This is a genomic window from Brevibacillus sp. NRS-1366, from assembly GCF_050467985.1.
On the sequence record NZ_JBITPN010000003.1, the window covers coordinates 19,546 to 33,283 of the forward strand.

Here is a 13,738-nt window from a genome sequence, read left to right on the forward strand (position 1 = left end):
ACATTATAACTGATTTTCTTTGTCGATGAGGATTTTGCTTGTATATAATGGACATGTCATACTATGGTATTGAATATCTTCAAACCCACCCCATGCGAAACGAGGTGATCCTAGTGTCGATCCGAATTAAACTACTCCTCTCCTACACAGGCATGCTTGTCGTAAGTCTGCTCGTATTCGTCTTGACTGCCAGTCTGTTCACCATCGCCGCCACAGGTGACATACACAGCTTTCGAGATTTCTATAAAGTCCACTATCAGCTCAACCCATTGACCGAACAAGAGGAATCGATCTTTCTTGAATTAAAATATCTCGCTAAAAACGAACCGGACGAATTGCAAAACCAAGAGCTTTTGCTCGACTATGATTTCAAGCTAAAAACAGAGCGAGCCGGTCTCTACGTCCGCCGGGAAAGCAATCAAGTATTTGAATCCCATACTTTCAACCAACCCGAATTGGAAAAGAATTTGCCCCCCTATGACCTAAACAACAATCAGATTCGCAATACCTTTAACATTGGCGAACGATTTTATGCATACGCCAAATTCGACTTCCGCTTTTCAGATGGAGCGAAAGGCAGCGTCTTCGTCATTCGCGAGCGCAGTCCTTTTGGCGAAGTAACACGCAGATTGCTGCCCATCCTCATTTTCATTCTTCTTGGCGTCATCGTGATTGCGAACGTGCTGTTATATCGCTGGATTACCCGAAGTGTCGTCAAACCGCTTGATTTACTGCGCAATTCGGCTGAGCACATCAAGGAGGGTAATCTCCAGTTCTCCCTCGATCTGCATTCTAAGGACGAAATCGGCCAATTAAACGAAGCGTTCGAGAACATGAGAAGGAGATTGCAGGAGTCTGTTCAGCTTCGTTTGCAGGACGAGGAAAATCGGAAAGAATTGATTTCCAACATCTCCCATGATTTACGCACACCGATCACGAACATTAAAGGCTACATCGAAGGGATTCGGGACGGGGTTGCGGATACGCCAGAGAAAATGGACAAGTACGTGAACATCATTTATTCCAAAGCTGTCGATCTGGACAAGCTGGTAGATGAGCTGTTCCTCTACTCCAAGCTCGATTTAAAGCAAGTGCCGTTCCTGTTTGAGCATGTAGATATCGTCGGCTTTTTGGACGACTGTATAGATGAGCTGCATTATGCGTTGGAGGAAAAAGGAATAACGTTAGAATGGGATGAGCGTGCAGCTAGAAGCATCGAGGTCATCGCCGATTTAGAAAAATTAAAGCGGACTGTACTTAATATCATTGGAAATGCCCAGAATTTTATGGATAAAGAGCAGAAGATCATTAGCGTTTCCCTGCAAACATCGCCCGAGTGGGTAACCGTCGAAATCCGGGATAATGGGATGGGCATCTCCCCGGAGGCCATTCCGCATATTTTCGAGCGGTTTTATCGGGCGGAACAGTCCCGCAATTCTTCGACAGGCGGGAGTGGGCTGGGGCTTGCTATCGCAAGTCAGATCATTGAAGGGCACGGCGGCTCCATCTGGGTGAAAAGCGAGCTCGGAATTGGCACAAGCCTGTTCTTTACCTTAAAGCGGACAACAGACCAAGGAGGCACAGATACCCATGACGACACGCATCCTCATCATTGAGGACGAGACTACCATCGCTCAGCTTGAGCGGGATTATTTTGAGCTAAATGGCTTTCTTGTTGATTTATGTCACACAGGCAATGAGGGTCTGCAGCTCGCTCTGCATGGGGATTACAGTCTGATTATTGTCGATTTGCAGCTTCCCGGGATGGATGGCTTTGAATTATGCAGTCAGATCAGACAAACCAAGGAATTTCCGATCCTGATCGTCTCTGCCAAAAAGGAAGAGATTGATAAAATCCGCGCCTTTAATCTAGGGGCCGACGACTATATTACCAAGCCATTCAGCCCGAGCGAATTAGTCGCGAGAGCAAAGGCACACCTGACGCGATACGAACGACTTTTGGGCAAACAGGAGCCTGTTCAAAAGTCTGAGATTCACATTCGCGGGCTCGTCATTGATAAAGCGTCCCGCAGAGTTTATGTACGCAATCAAGAAGTGATTTTCACGACTCGTGAATTTAATCTATTAGAATTTTTGGCATGCCATCCGAATCGCGTCTTTAGTAAAAACGAGCTGTTTGAACGAATATGGGGCATGGATTCGAGCGGAGATATCGCAACCGTAACCGTGCACGTACGCAAGCTGCGGGAAAAGATTGAGGTCGATCCTTCCAATCCTCAGTATATTGAAACCGTTTGGGGCGCGGGGTACCGTTTTACCGTCTAGGAGGAAGTTTCGCAGGTCATTTTAGAATTTGTTAAGAATCATTTTAGAATCTTTTAATCCCAGGTTTCTTGGGAGTTTAGGTCTCTTGTTTATCATACAGGTAAGGCGAACAACTACCCTACCTATTGATCTTAAGGAGGCCAATTGATGAATAAGTATTCCAATAAACTAGCTACCCTGATGCTTGCAACGGTATTAGGCGCAACATCCCTTCCTTTCGCTGTGAACAACGCGCAAGCTGCTACCGCACCGCTCACTGCACAAGAAATTCAACAGGCAGTGGATCAGCTCTCCCAGCTTCGCGTCATGCAAGGCTACCAAGACCACTCCATGGGCATTCACAACCAGGTTACTCGTGCAGAATTGGCGAAAATGGTTGTCCTTACTTTCGGCCTCCAAGGCAAAGCAGATAAACTCCCAACCTTTACGGATGTAAACCCAAATACATGGTATTACAAGTACGCAGCCGAGCTCGTAGGACAAGAAATTATGCAGGCAGAAGACGGGCGCTTTGATCCACGCGGAACTGTGACTGACGCTGAGCTGGTTCAGATCGTCTCCAAAGCTTTGAAGCGTGATGGGAAATCCGTGAATTACTGGATGGAGCGCTTTTATTCTGCAAACAGTAATGCCACTCGTGGTGAAGCTGCCTACTTGTTGAAAACAGCACACAAAGCGATTCCTTCTGCAAACGCAAAAATGACAAGCGTTCGCGCCTTGAATGCCATTACCCTGATCGTAACCTTTGACGCTCCTCTGACAGCAGAAAATGAAGTGTTTGCCAAAGCGAAGGAAGACTTCGTATTTAACGACGGACTTACCCTGTCCAACATGCCACGCCTGAAAACTGGCTCAATCTCCACTTATATCGTACCTACAACCGTACAGCAACCAGGTACCACCTACACGCTGAACTATAAAGGACAAAGGGCAGGCACATTTGTCGGCAATGCAACGAAGCTGGATATGACAGAGGCTAGACAGGTTGCAAACGATACATTTGAGATTGAGGCATTAAAAGAAAATGGCGTCGTCGATTACGGATACATCATCTCCGCATACAGTGCCGGCCGCGGTGCCAATGCATTCGTACTGGACGAAAACAACAGCGCAGATGGCAAAACGTATCAAATCATCTCTTCCGGGCAAGCAAGACAAGTAACGATCACACCAGCAGGCGGACAGCCGATCGTGGCCAAGTACGTGCCATTCACACAATCTACTGATGGCAAGCAAGAACCTAAATTCCGCCTGCCAGAAGGTCAAGTGCTGACTCCGGGCGTTACGTACACCGTGACCTCCGATTGGGCACAAATTGCAAACCCGACATTCGTCGCAAAGGAAATCGCTCCACTGGAAATGACCGAAGCCGATGCAATCAGTGACACTTCCATCACCGTTACCTTGTCAGAGGATCCAGGAGATGAGCTGTTCTCTGGCCGCAGTGTAGCATTGACTAGCGCAGATGGGAAGAAACTGATCGCTACGTACAAATACTCCAGCCGCAAAGGTGCAGTAGGCGTGTTTGATCTGACACAAGATGGTAAACTGGAAGAAGGCACTACTTATACCGTTTCACCAGTTGGCGATTGGGCTGGCAAATCCCAGGCCGAACTGACAGTGGAATAACATAGCGGTAGATGAAGCATTTGAAATCAAGAGAAAGGTGTTGGTTCGCTGTGCTGCACGTTAGCCTTTTGACTTTTGCTATCGCTCTGGCGGGGTGCGAGATCAATGTAGACACCTTGCTTTCAAACGGAGAGCAGCAGGCAACCCAAGCGGTGAAGATGGAAATGGACAAGTTGAATGACTCTCTGTTAACGGCAGTGAATCAAGGAGACAAAGAAGCGGTCAAGAAACTTCTCACGGATGGCGCGGATATTGATGCTACGGATGAAAGAGGCCGAACCTCTGCCTTGATCGCTGTACACACCAATCAATTGGAGCTGTTTACGCTCCTAGCTGAGCACGGTGCCAATATTAACATCAGAGATAATCGTCTGGACAATCCTCTGCTCTATTCCGGAGCAGAAGGCAAGCTGGATTTTGTCAAAGCAGCCATTGCAGCAGGCGCCGATACCACCATAACCAACAGGTTTGGGGGTACCGCCCTCATCCCGGCGGCAGATCGTGGACACGTAGAAGTCGTTCGAGAGCTGCTCACAACCTCTGATGTAAATGTAAATCACGTCAACAACCTGGGCTGGACCGCGCTGCTCGAAGCAGTCATTCTCGGAGACGGCGGCAAAAATCATCAGGCGATCGTGAAATTGTTAATCGAGCATGGTGCCGATGTGAATCTGGCAGATAACGACGGAGTCACACCTTTGCAGCACGCAAAAAAACGCGGCTATCGTGAAATGATTGACGCCTTGACGAGCGCTGGCGGGAAATAATAGACCTAATGAAAAAGGATAGAGTCGTCAGATTATCTCTGACTCTCTATCCTTTTTTGTCACCAGATGATCACGCCACTGCTCCACTTCCGGTTGACTCTTCCTGATACACGTCAAAAAGGAGAAGCCTTTTAATTCCGATCTATATTTTTACCGTAGTAAATCTCGTCCATCTCTAGTTGCAAGCGTTCTGTTATTTCTTTTTGCTCTTCTGGTGTGAGTCTATCTTTCGTATACCCAAACAGATAGTTGTTCAAATCAAACTGTCTCAGCTTACATTTGGTATGAAAGATGTTTTCTTGATAGACGTTCACATCAATCATGTGGAACAAGTCTATCACTTCATCTGGAATGTAATTTTGGATCGAGCTGATATCGTGGTCAATAAACAGCTTGTGGCCATTAATATCTCGGGTAAAGCCCCGCACGCGATAATCAATCGTCATCATGTCCGTATCAAATGAGCGAATCAAATAATTGAGTGCTTTGAGTGGTGAAATCTCCCCACAGGTCGAAACATCAATATCCGCTCGGAATGTGCTGATCTCCTCGTCAGGATGGTACTCAGGGTAAGTGTGCACGGTAATATGGCTCTTGTCCAATTGCATCACAACACTATCTGGCAAGGGTCCTGGCGATTCCTCGTACGACTCCGTCGGGACTTCCACCACAGGTCCCTCGGAGACGAGAAAAGTCACACTCGCCCCCTGCGGCACATAATCCTGCTGAGCGACGTTGAGGACGTGCGCGCCGATAATATCCGACACATTTTTCAAAATGTGTGTCAAGCGCTCCGCATTGTACTGTTCATCTATGTATTCCAAATATGCTTCCCGTTCTTTTTTTGTTTTCGTATAACAAATATCGTACATGTTGAAGCTGAGAGATTTGGTTAGGTTATTAAAGCCGTGCAGCGTTATGTGTTGATCAGGCGTCCATTCCAAACGTTTTTCCCCCTGTTATGATGGCAATAGTAGCAATGATTTCCCAAATCATCTTTCTCAAAACCTACACTCCCTCTCTTCATCATCTGACAGCAAAAAGGCCCCATCCACTCTAGGATGAGACCTATTGCGTTAACGCATACGCATATTGGTTGTAGCCGTCCACGTCCCCGTTTCGCCTGCCCGTATCGAGGGCGTCTTCATTGTCACATTCCCCCTCAGTACGTAATGTCTGAGGTTAATTTGCGGATCATCCCGAAAAGCTAAAGTACCAGCAAAGGATGCGTACGGGGATTCAAACCAGAATTGTCTCGTGTTTTCATTCCAAAAGCCTTGGATAGGGATAAACGCTCTGCGAAAGCTGATAGCACCACTGACCCTGTTGCCACTAACATTGTTAATGACAAGTGTTCCGAGTGACGAAGGTCTACCACCAAAACTTGCTTGTACTTCCCACGTCGAGGGATACGGCAAGCTCACTCTTGTTACCTGTCCGATTGCCACGGTTGACCTCTCCTTCCTATTGATATGAGGTATTCTCCTGAAGGTACCCTACAGTATATGTACCCATAGTTATGCGTCCCGTAGGCAAAAGTACAAATTTGGATTTTTCCGGCTACCCCTCCATCCTTTCTTTGCGAAAGACAGTCTCATCGAGCCTTTTGTATTTGATAAACAAAGCCGTCAGCAAAAGCGCCGCCCCATTTATGATAAAAATCACCCGAATCGGGATCACTCCTCCAAGAAAGCCACCCAGTAACGGTCCGATCATATTGGCAAACTGCATGGCGGATTGATTTAACCCAAACGCTCTCCCGCGAAAATCGGGCTCGATCACTTTGACTATCAGCGCATTGATCGCCGGATAAACGGCTGCGAAAAACAAGCCGTACAGAAAGCGCAGAATGCCAAACCCGTAAAGGTTGGTAAAAAAGAATTGCAGCACACTCCCAATCCCTCCGCCTAACAGCCCGAAAAACAAAATCTTGGTGTAGCCGATTTTCCCCCCTACTCTCCCCCACCGCGGTGCTGCCAGGACCGTAGCTATCCCCATCGCAGAAAAAATGATGCCCGAGCTAAGCGATGCATCCTGCTCTGAAGCTCCTAGCTGCAGAACGTACACAGTCAACAGCGGTTCCAGCAGCATGACGGACACCGTCACCATCATACTGAGTCCAAGCACAATCATAAAAGGACGGTTCAACATCGCCAATCGCAAGTCGTCCCGGACCGAGGAGCGCTGTTTCAAAGTGACACGGACCTCACGCACGAGGAAGGTAGCAATCAGGGCTGCCACTAGAACGAGCAACGAGGAAAAAAGAAAGGCTTCGCGATTGCCCCACAAATGACTGACAACTCCCCCAATCAACGGCCCGACAATTCCTCCTGTCGCGCCACTCGTGGCCATGATTCCCAAGGCATAGCCTGCGTGCTCTTCGGGCGTGTTGGTCGCGACCAGCGCAATGGCAGAGGGAACAAAGCCAGCCAAGAGACCTTCCAACATGCGGACACCTAAAAACACGTACGGATCTGTAACGAGGTAGTACAAGAAATAAATCAGCACGAGACAAAACCCTGCCCGAATCATCATCAGCTTGCGCCCGTACCGATCCGCGAGCGAACCCCAAAAAGGTGCGATGAATGCCCCCGTTAAAAAGGTAATCCCAAAGGAGATTCCCGACCACGCTTCCAGATGCTCGTGAACCCCGAGCGTGTTATACAAAAACAGCGGCAAAAAAGGGATCGAAAGGGAGTAAGCTGTGCTACAGAAAAAGACACCGATCCACAGCACGACGAGATTTCTTTTCCAGGAGAACGACATGGCAGTGACAAACCTTCTTTCCTGCAGTTAGAAGCATTTTTTTCCATCCAAATAGAAAAGGAAGCATCACGATACAGATCGCAATGCTCCTCCCCTATCATCCGCTACACTTCAGTCCAGAAACGTCGCAAGTTGTCCATGCCGATTTTGGACCCTTCTCGGCAGTCTTCCATTCCTTCGAATTCAACCGTGATATAGCCGTCGTAGCCGGACTGTTTCACCAGCTTGACGACTTCACGAATAGGGATGTCTCCTTGGCCGACGATAGCTCCACGCAAGTAATTGCCGTTGACAGTCTTGAACCATTTTCCGCCACCTGGCTCATTGTAATACGGACGGAAATAAAAATCCTTGAAGTGAACAAGAGAGGCGTACGGCAAATTTTTCTTCACACCAACCAGCGAATCTTCATCGACGCACATAAAGTTGCCAATATCTACAGTTGTTTTGAAATTCGGGCGGTTGACCGCTTGCAATACACGCTGTACGCGGTCGCTCGCTTGGACGAGCCAGCCGTGATTTTCAATGGTCGTCGTAATTCCGAATTGCGCGGCGTAGTCGGCAATTTGGCGGCTGCCCTCTACCATGACATCCAGGTTGTTCTCGAAGTACTCGATCGTTGTTTGCTCTACTGGAACGGTAAAAGCCGATACATCGTGACGCATATGCTTGATGCCCATCCGAACTAATAAATCCACATGCGTTTTCACCCGTGCTACTTCTGCCTCGAAGGCTTCTTCTGTTTCCTGAATGAAGTTCGTCGGCATCGAATAGTTGGACAGCTCAATCCCTACCGCTTTGGCTTTGTCCCGAACGGCATCAGCCAGCTCGTAGTTGTCGACCAATGTAAAGCCGTAGGGCACGATTTCCATATGCTCGCCACCATTGTCGGCAATCCATTGCACGACATCCAGTACATCCATCTCGCCTGCTCTGATTGCAGTCAGCAAACTATATGTGCTCAATCCGATTTTCATCTCATCCACCTCATTAGTAGTGTCATTGTCATTGGCCCTACATCCACTGCTTCTATCTTTTTCTGCGTCATGCAGCCCGGTCTGGTCGTCATCTTTGTTCGACTCCATCCCTCCCTTCCTAGGCCCGGAAGTGTTAGGAGAGAGGCACCCTGGTAATCATTACGGCCTGCTTGCAGCGGTTGGATTCATAGGTGGCTTTGACGACCTCGAGCGTGCGCAGCCCATCCTCCCCCGTAATAGAAGGGGATCTTTTTTCCTTGACGCACTGAACGAAATCCGCGATAAGCCCTTCATCCATATCCACTGCCCATGGCAGCTGCTGCAGTTTATTGCCTCGGTCATTGTAGTAGAGGGCATGCTGTTTAAATACATCGACCCATAGCGTACCTTTGGTTCCGACGATATGCATGGTCACGTCGCCCCACGTCGGGAATGTCTTGGGCCTAGACCAGCTCGGGTCGATGGTCACGATGACGCCCGACTCCAATTCCAGTGAAACCATTCCGCAATCTTCCACATCAATCTCGTAAAAGCGGGTATCCAGTTCAGCGTAAACACTCTTCACTTCATCTTTTAGCATCCAGCGAACGAGATCCATCAGATGAACGATGTGGTCGGTGGCTGCCCCGCCCCCGGAAAGTTCTTTGTCAATAAACCATCCGCCAGGCATTTGCCCGTGATTGGTACCGTTGATAGCCAATACTTCCCCGATTGCTTTGGACTCGATCATTTTCTTCACTTGTTCCATTACTGGCGCAAAGCGGACGGGGTAGGCAATTTGCAAAATGACCCCTTCTTCCTTGCAGGTGCGAATCATTTCTTCAGCATCCTTCACTTCTGTCGCAATCGGCTTTTCGCATAAAATCTGCTTCCCCGCTTTGGCGGCGGCGATCACATGCTCCTTGTGCTTCGCATTTTCCGAGCAGACAATGACAGCTTCGATATCCGTCTGCAAAAAGTCTTGCAGGTCCGGGTAGTAATCGACCTGATAAGTTGCCGCCATCTCTCTTCCCCGCTTCTCGTCGGCATCCCAAATGGCGGTGAATTGGACGTCCGGATGCTTTTGCAAATAAGTGGCGTAACTATGTGCATGCATATGAGCAAAGCTGATGATTCCTATTTTCATCGGGAGTTACCTCCGTCTACGAGCTGGACCGGTTGCCCCGTCTCAGCCGATTGGCGTGCGGCTTGCACGATTTCCCGCGCATAAATCACATCTTCCAAAGAGAGTCTGAGCGGCTCTTGTCCGGACAGGGAGCGAAGAAAGTGCTCACGGCTGCGTCGCCAACGATCAGCGTCAGCTACATCAGTGAATCGCTCGGCGCCCGAATCCGCTTGTTCCTGCTGTTTGCTCATCTGCAATACGATCGGCTGGCTTTCAGAGCTGTCGTGCCAAATCATGCCCAGATCACCTGTCAATTCAAAGGCTGCTCGCTCATCCTCCTCGGCCCAGGAAAGCTCGACATGAGCAATCGTTCCATCTTCGTGTCTCAATATGACCAGCGCATATTCCATTTGTTGACCGAATTCGTCCGTATGCGTGACTCGTCTAGCCATGACTCGCACGACATTGCCAAAAGTCCAGTGCAGCCAATCAAATTCCTCTGCGCCCAAATCGTTAAAAATACATGGTTTACCTGCTCCCAGCGCGGGTGCGGGGCCACTTCTCCTCATCCGGATGACACCCGGCTTGCCAATCGCGCCCTGCTGGACATGCTCGCGAGCCTGCTCATACTCTGGCGAAAAGCGTAACGCGTTTGCTAACAATAGCTGGACACCTTGGTTTTCACATAACGTTGCCACTTCGCGGATTGCCTCTACTCCAATCTGCCCGCCAAAATCACAGATCACATGCTTTTTGGCCTCGGCAGCAGGCACGATCCACTCCTCAGGTGACTCCAGGGTGGGTCCAATGTCTACAACATCGACTTCCTTTTCTTTCAGCAGTTCACGTAATGCAGCTACACTGTCTGCCATACCGACTACCTCTGCTTCTTTTTGCTGAGACCAGGCCGCTTGGTTTCTGCTCCCTACATACTGCCCACCCGCTACAACTACTTTCACCATGTGCCCCTCCCATCTCCACTGACCATGCCCGCTCTTGCGTTAGAGCGAAAATTGAAATTTGTCCTGCAACAGCACCGCTGCCGCTCCCACTACTTCCACATCTTCTCCAAGCGAATTGGGGCGGATCGCGAGTCCCTCTGTTAAAATGCCATGTGCATACTCGGTTACATACTCCGTCACTTTGGAGACGAGCAGCTCATTTTCGAACGCGATTTCACCGCCGAGAATAATGACCTCCGGATTAAAGAGGTGCACGAGATTGACCAGTCCTGATGCCAAATAAGAAGCGGTTTCTTCTAAAATGCTTACAGCCAGCGGATCTTTTTGCGCCAACGCCTGCCGAAAAATGGCCGAGGATATGCGATTGATGTCACGGGCGGCCAGCTCAAAAATGCAGCTTGGCTTTCCTTTCGCGAGCGCCGACAAGAGCTTTGAGTAAATCGCCGGCCAACTCACATAATTTTCAAGACAACCAATATTTCCGCAATCACAGCGAATACCAGCGCGATCAATCGTGGTATGACCGAATTCACCGGCGCCTCCGGCATATCCCCGGTAGATGGAGCCGTTTACCAAGATACTGGACCCCAATCCATCCCCGATCGTCACATAGAGCATGTTTTGATAGTGGCTGAAATCACCGATACTTTTTTCCGCGAGCAGGTAGGCATTGGTGTCGTTATCGACCCATGTTTTGATCTGAAAACGGCTCTCGACAATCTCTTTGACCGGTGTATCCTTTAATTTCAGCTTTGGATTATAGCGAATGACCCCATTGTCCGAGTCCACGATTCCTTGCGTGACGATCGATATTCCGATGCAATTTTCCAGACTCTCATAGGGCAAAAAGAATTGCTCAATCATTTGCAGCAAATAGGTGATGACACTGTCGCCTTGATACGACTTGATCGGATAAACTTCTTTTTTGCTAACCTTCGCTTCTAAGTTCATTTCCGCGATCGTAATTTTAGACCCACTAATCGAAATCCCGATCAAAAAATGGCTGTCGGGCGAGAACTGCAAGAGGATCGGTTTTCGTCCGCCATTTGATGTTCCTGTTCCCACTTCACTGACAAGCGAGTCGCGAATCAGTTCACTGACAGCCGACGTAACGGTAGTAGGACTCAGTTTGTGCCGTTTCGCTATTTCGCTTCGGGAAATGGGGCCGTAATGACGGATCGTGTCTAGTATGATGGATCGATTCAACTCTTGAATTAGCTTTAAATCACCCGTCCTACGCATGGAACCCTTCCTTTTGCTTACATAGATTCAAAAAATAGTTTACAAGTGACAAGCGACGAAATGATCGCGTTCCGCGGTTTCCCGGAGGAGCGGAACCGTGGTCTTGCACACTTCCATACTGTACGGACAGCGAGTATGGAAGAGGCATCCCGATGGCGGATTGACCGGGCTTGGCACATCTCCTTGTAAAATAATCCGCTCCCTTTTTGCACGCGGGTCGGGAATCGGGACAGAGGAAAGCAGCGCCTTGGTGTACGGGTGCTGCGGATTCGCAAAAATAGATTCCTTCGGCCCCGATTCCACCAGAGAGCCTAAATACATCACGCCGATTTTATCGCTGATGTGCTCCACCACACTGAGGTCATGGGAGATAAACAAGTACGTCAGGTGAAACTCTTCCTGCAAGTCCTTCAGCAAATTCAAAATTTGCGACTGAATGGAAACGTCCAAAGCAGACACGGGTTCATCCGCCACGATCAATTTCGGCTTCAAGATCAGCGCACGCGCGATTCCAATCCGCTGCCGTTGACCGCCGCTGAACTCATGAGCGAATTTGTCGGCATGGTAGCTATTTAATCCGACGACTTCCAGCATTTCAGCGATGATCTTTTCTCTTTCCGCCGTGGACAGCTTTGTATGGATGACCAGTGGCTCACCCACCACATCGCGAATTTTCATTCTCGGGTTGAGTGAGGCATACGGGTCCTGGAAAACCATCTGCACTTGCTTTCGCACCTCGCGCAGCCGATTTTCATTCATTTTCGAGATCTCTTCATTATTGATCCAGATTTTCCCCTCATCGGGGGTCAACAGCCTTGTCACCAATCGGCCAGTGGTTGACTTGCCGCAGCCGCTCTCGCCTACCAGGCTGAATGTCTCTCCTTCCTTGATTTCAAAGGAGACGTGATTGACTGCCTTTACACTTTTTTTGCTGCCCAATATTCCACTATCTATCGGAAACGTCTTTTTGATCCCATTCACTACCACCAGTGACTTAGACATGCGCATCCCTACTTTCTTCGCTATAGAGCCAGCAGCGACAAAAACGTTCTGGTCCTGTGGTCGTAATGGCGGGTTCTTCCTCCCAGCAGACAGACATGACATCCTTGCAGCGCGGGGCAAATTTGCACCCTTTCGGCATCTGGTTTGGATTGGGTACATTGCCTGGGACCGAATCGAGTCGTGAGCGCTTTTGACCCAGCTTGGGAACAGAACCGATCAAGCCCTTGGTGTACGGATGTTTAGGGTCGTCGAACAAATCATAGACGGATGCTTCTTCCACCACTCTCCCTGCGTACATGACGACCACGCGATTGCACATTTCGGCGACAACACCCAGATCGTGCGTAATTAACAGCATCGACATATGCTCGTCGGCCTGGAGCTGCTTCATTACATCGAGGATTTGCGCTTGGATCGTAACATCCAGTGCGGTAGTAGGCTCATCGGCAATCAGCAAATTAGGCCGACACGACATGGCCATCGCGATCATAATGCGCTGCCTCATCCCGCCCGACAGCTGGTGCGGATATTCACTCATAATCTCTTGCGGCCTCGGAATTCCTACCTTGGTCAGCATACTTACCGCATGATCTCTCGCCTGCTTATCGGAATAGCCCAGATGCAGACGGATGGATTCCATGAGCTGCTCGCCGATCTTCATGACCGGATTGAGCGACGTCATCGGCTCCTGAAAAATCATGGCGATTTCTTTGCCGCGAATGCCGCGCATGTCACTTTCTGAAATAGACAAGATATTCGTTCCGTTGTAAGTAATTTCACCGTTCGTGATTTCCCCTGTCGTATCCTTGAACAGGCGCATGATTGAAAGGGACGTCACACTCTTTCCGCAGCCCGATTCTCCGACAAGGCCGAGCACTTCTCCCTTTTTTATATGAAAGCTGACATTGTCCAAGACGACTGTCTTTTTGTTGTCTCTCGTAAATTGCGTTTGCAGATGCTTTACCTCGATGATGTTTTCACTCATCTGCCCCAACTCCCTCA

13 protein-coding genes are annotated in these 13,738 nt (G+C 49.1%); 4 read left to right on the top strand and 9 right to left on the bottom strand.

Translation table 11 applies throughout. The features are described from left to right. Nucleotides 1-113: 113 nt before the first annotated feature. From ACIFQN_RS02450 to ACIFQN_RS02465, 4 genes are all read left to right on the top strand, one after another. Nucleotides 114-1,616 carry a sensor histidine kinase gene (locus ACIFQN_RS02450; RefSeq protein WP_429831437.1) on the top strand — a complete coding sequence of 501 codons (1,503 nt, stop codon included), beginning with the start codon at nucleotides 114-116 and terminating at the stop codon, nucleotides 1,614-1,616. Beyond that, complete coding sequence (locus ACIFQN_RS02455) at nucleotides 1,591-2,286, top strand: response regulator transcription factor (RefSeq protein ID WP_429831438.1); 696 nt, start codon at nucleotides 1,591-1,593, stop codon at nucleotides 2,284-2,286. The genes ACIFQN_RS02450 and ACIFQN_RS02455 overlap by 26 nt, the downstream gene beginning before the upstream one ends. A 147-nt stretch (nucleotides 2,287-2,433) precedes the next feature. Continuing rightward, a complete protein-coding gene (locus ACIFQN_RS02460) occupies nucleotides 2,434-3,915 on the top strand; it encodes an S-layer homology domain-containing protein (RefSeq protein ID WP_429831439.1) in 1,482 nt (493 codons plus the stop codon). A gap of 101 nt (nucleotides 3,916-4,016) precedes the next feature. Continuing rightward, a complete protein-coding gene (locus tag ACIFQN_RS02465) occupies nucleotides 4,017-4,682 on the top strand; it encodes an ankyrin repeat domain-containing protein (RefSeq protein WP_429831479.1) in 666 nt (221 codons plus the stop codon). 131 nt (nucleotides 4,683-4,813) lie between these two features. Here the strand turns inward: ACIFQN_RS02465 and speD are convergent, their stop codons facing one another. The 9 genes from speD to ACIFQN_RS02510 form a co-directional block, all read right to left on the bottom strand. Next, nucleotides 4,814-5,626 (bottom strand): adenosylmethionine decarboxylase, encoded by an 813-nt coding sequence (gene speD, locus ACIFQN_RS02470; RefSeq protein ID WP_429831440.1) that lies wholly within the window; start codon nucleotides 5,624-5,626, stop codon nucleotides 4,814-4,816. A gap of 132 nt (nucleotides 5,627-5,758) precedes the next feature. After that, complete coding sequence (locus ACIFQN_RS02475) at nucleotides 5,759-6,130, bottom strand: hypothetical protein (protein WP_429831441.1); 372 nt, start codon at nucleotides 6,128-6,130, stop codon at nucleotides 5,759-5,761. A 112-nt stretch (nucleotides 6,131-6,242) separates the two neighbouring features. After that, complete coding sequence (locus ACIFQN_RS02480) at nucleotides 6,243-7,448, bottom strand: MFS transporter (RefSeq protein WP_429831442.1); 1,206 nt, start codon at nucleotides 7,446-7,448, stop codon at nucleotides 6,243-6,245. Between the two features lie 104 nt (nucleotides 7,449-7,552). Then, complete coding sequence (locus ACIFQN_RS02485) at nucleotides 7,553-8,425, bottom strand: sugar phosphate isomerase/epimerase family protein (RefSeq protein WP_429831480.1); 873 nt, start codon at nucleotides 8,423-8,425, stop codon at nucleotides 7,553-7,555. A 133-nt stretch (nucleotides 8,426-8,558) separates the two neighbouring features. Then, nucleotides 8,559-9,551 carry a Gfo/Idh/MocA family protein gene (locus ACIFQN_RS02490; RefSeq protein ID WP_429831443.1) on the bottom strand — a complete coding sequence of 331 codons (993 nt, stop codon included), beginning with the start codon at nucleotides 9,549-9,551 and terminating at the stop codon, nucleotides 8,559-8,561. Continuing rightward, nucleotides 9,548-10,492, bottom strand: coding sequence for a Gfo/Idh/MocA family protein (locus ACIFQN_RS02495; protein WP_429831444.1), 945 nt, complete (start codon nucleotides 10,490-10,492; stop codon nucleotides 9,548-9,550). The genes ACIFQN_RS02490 and ACIFQN_RS02495 overlap by 4 nt, the downstream gene beginning before the upstream one ends. A gap of 39 nt (nucleotides 10,493-10,531) precedes the next feature. After that, complete coding sequence (locus ACIFQN_RS02500; protein ID WP_429831445.1) at nucleotides 10,532-11,734, bottom strand: ROK family protein; 1,203 nt, start codon at nucleotides 11,732-11,734, stop codon at nucleotides 10,532-10,534. 39 nt (nucleotides 11,735-11,773) lie between these two features. After that, on the bottom strand, nucleotides 11,774-12,736 hold the full coding sequence (locus ACIFQN_RS02505) for an ABC transporter ATP-binding protein (protein ID WP_429831446.1): 963 nt from the start codon (nucleotides 12,734-12,736) through the stop codon (nucleotides 11,774-11,776). Further along, nucleotides 12,729-13,721, bottom strand: coding sequence for an ABC transporter ATP-binding protein (locus tag ACIFQN_RS02510; protein WP_429831447.1), 993 nt, complete (start codon nucleotides 13,719-13,721; stop codon nucleotides 12,729-12,731). The genes ACIFQN_RS02505 and ACIFQN_RS02510 overlap by 8 nt, the downstream gene beginning before the upstream one ends. Nucleotides 13,722-13,738: the final 17 nt, after the last annotated feature.

What these genes read in the sequence shown, in the direction of transcription:
- ACIFQN_RS02455 (WP_429831438.1), top strand. Translation starts at nt 1,591, where the DNA reads ATGACGACACGCATCCTCATCATTGAGGACGAGACTACCATCGCTCAG.
- ACIFQN_RS02460 (WP_429831439.1), top strand. Translation starts at nt 2,434, where the DNA reads ATGAATAAGTATTCCAATAAACTAGCTACCCTGATGCTTGCAACGGTA.
- ACIFQN_RS02505 (WP_429831446.1), bottom strand. Translation starts at nt 12,736, where the DNA reads ATGTCTAAGTCACTGGTGGTAGTGAATGGGATCAAAAAGACGTTTCCG.
- ACIFQN_RS02485 (WP_429831480.1), bottom strand. Translation starts at nt 8,425, where the DNA reads ATGAAAATCGGATTGAGCACATATAGTTTGCTGACTGCAATCAGAGCA.
- ACIFQN_RS02490 (WP_429831443.1), bottom strand. Translation starts at nt 9,551, where the DNA reads ATGAAAATAGGAATCATCAGCTTTGCTCATATGCATGCACATAGTTAC.
- ACIFQN_RS02480 (WP_429831442.1), bottom strand. Translation starts at nt 7,448, where the DNA reads ATGTCGTTCTCCTGGAAAAGAAATCTCGTCGTGCTGTGGATCGGTGTC.
- ACIFQN_RS02495 (WP_429831444.1), bottom strand. Translation starts at nt 10,492, where the DNA reads ATGGTGAAAGTAGTTGTAGCGGGTGGGCAGTATGTAGGGAGCAGAAAC.
- ACIFQN_RS02510 (WP_429831447.1), bottom strand. Translation starts at nt 13,721, where the DNA reads ATGAGTGAAAACATCATCGAGGTAAAGCATCTGCAAACGCAATTTACG.
- ACIFQN_RS02500 (WP_429831445.1), bottom strand. Translation starts at nt 11,734, where the DNA reads ATGCGTAGGACGGGTGATTTAAAGCTAATTCAAGAGTTGAATCGATCC.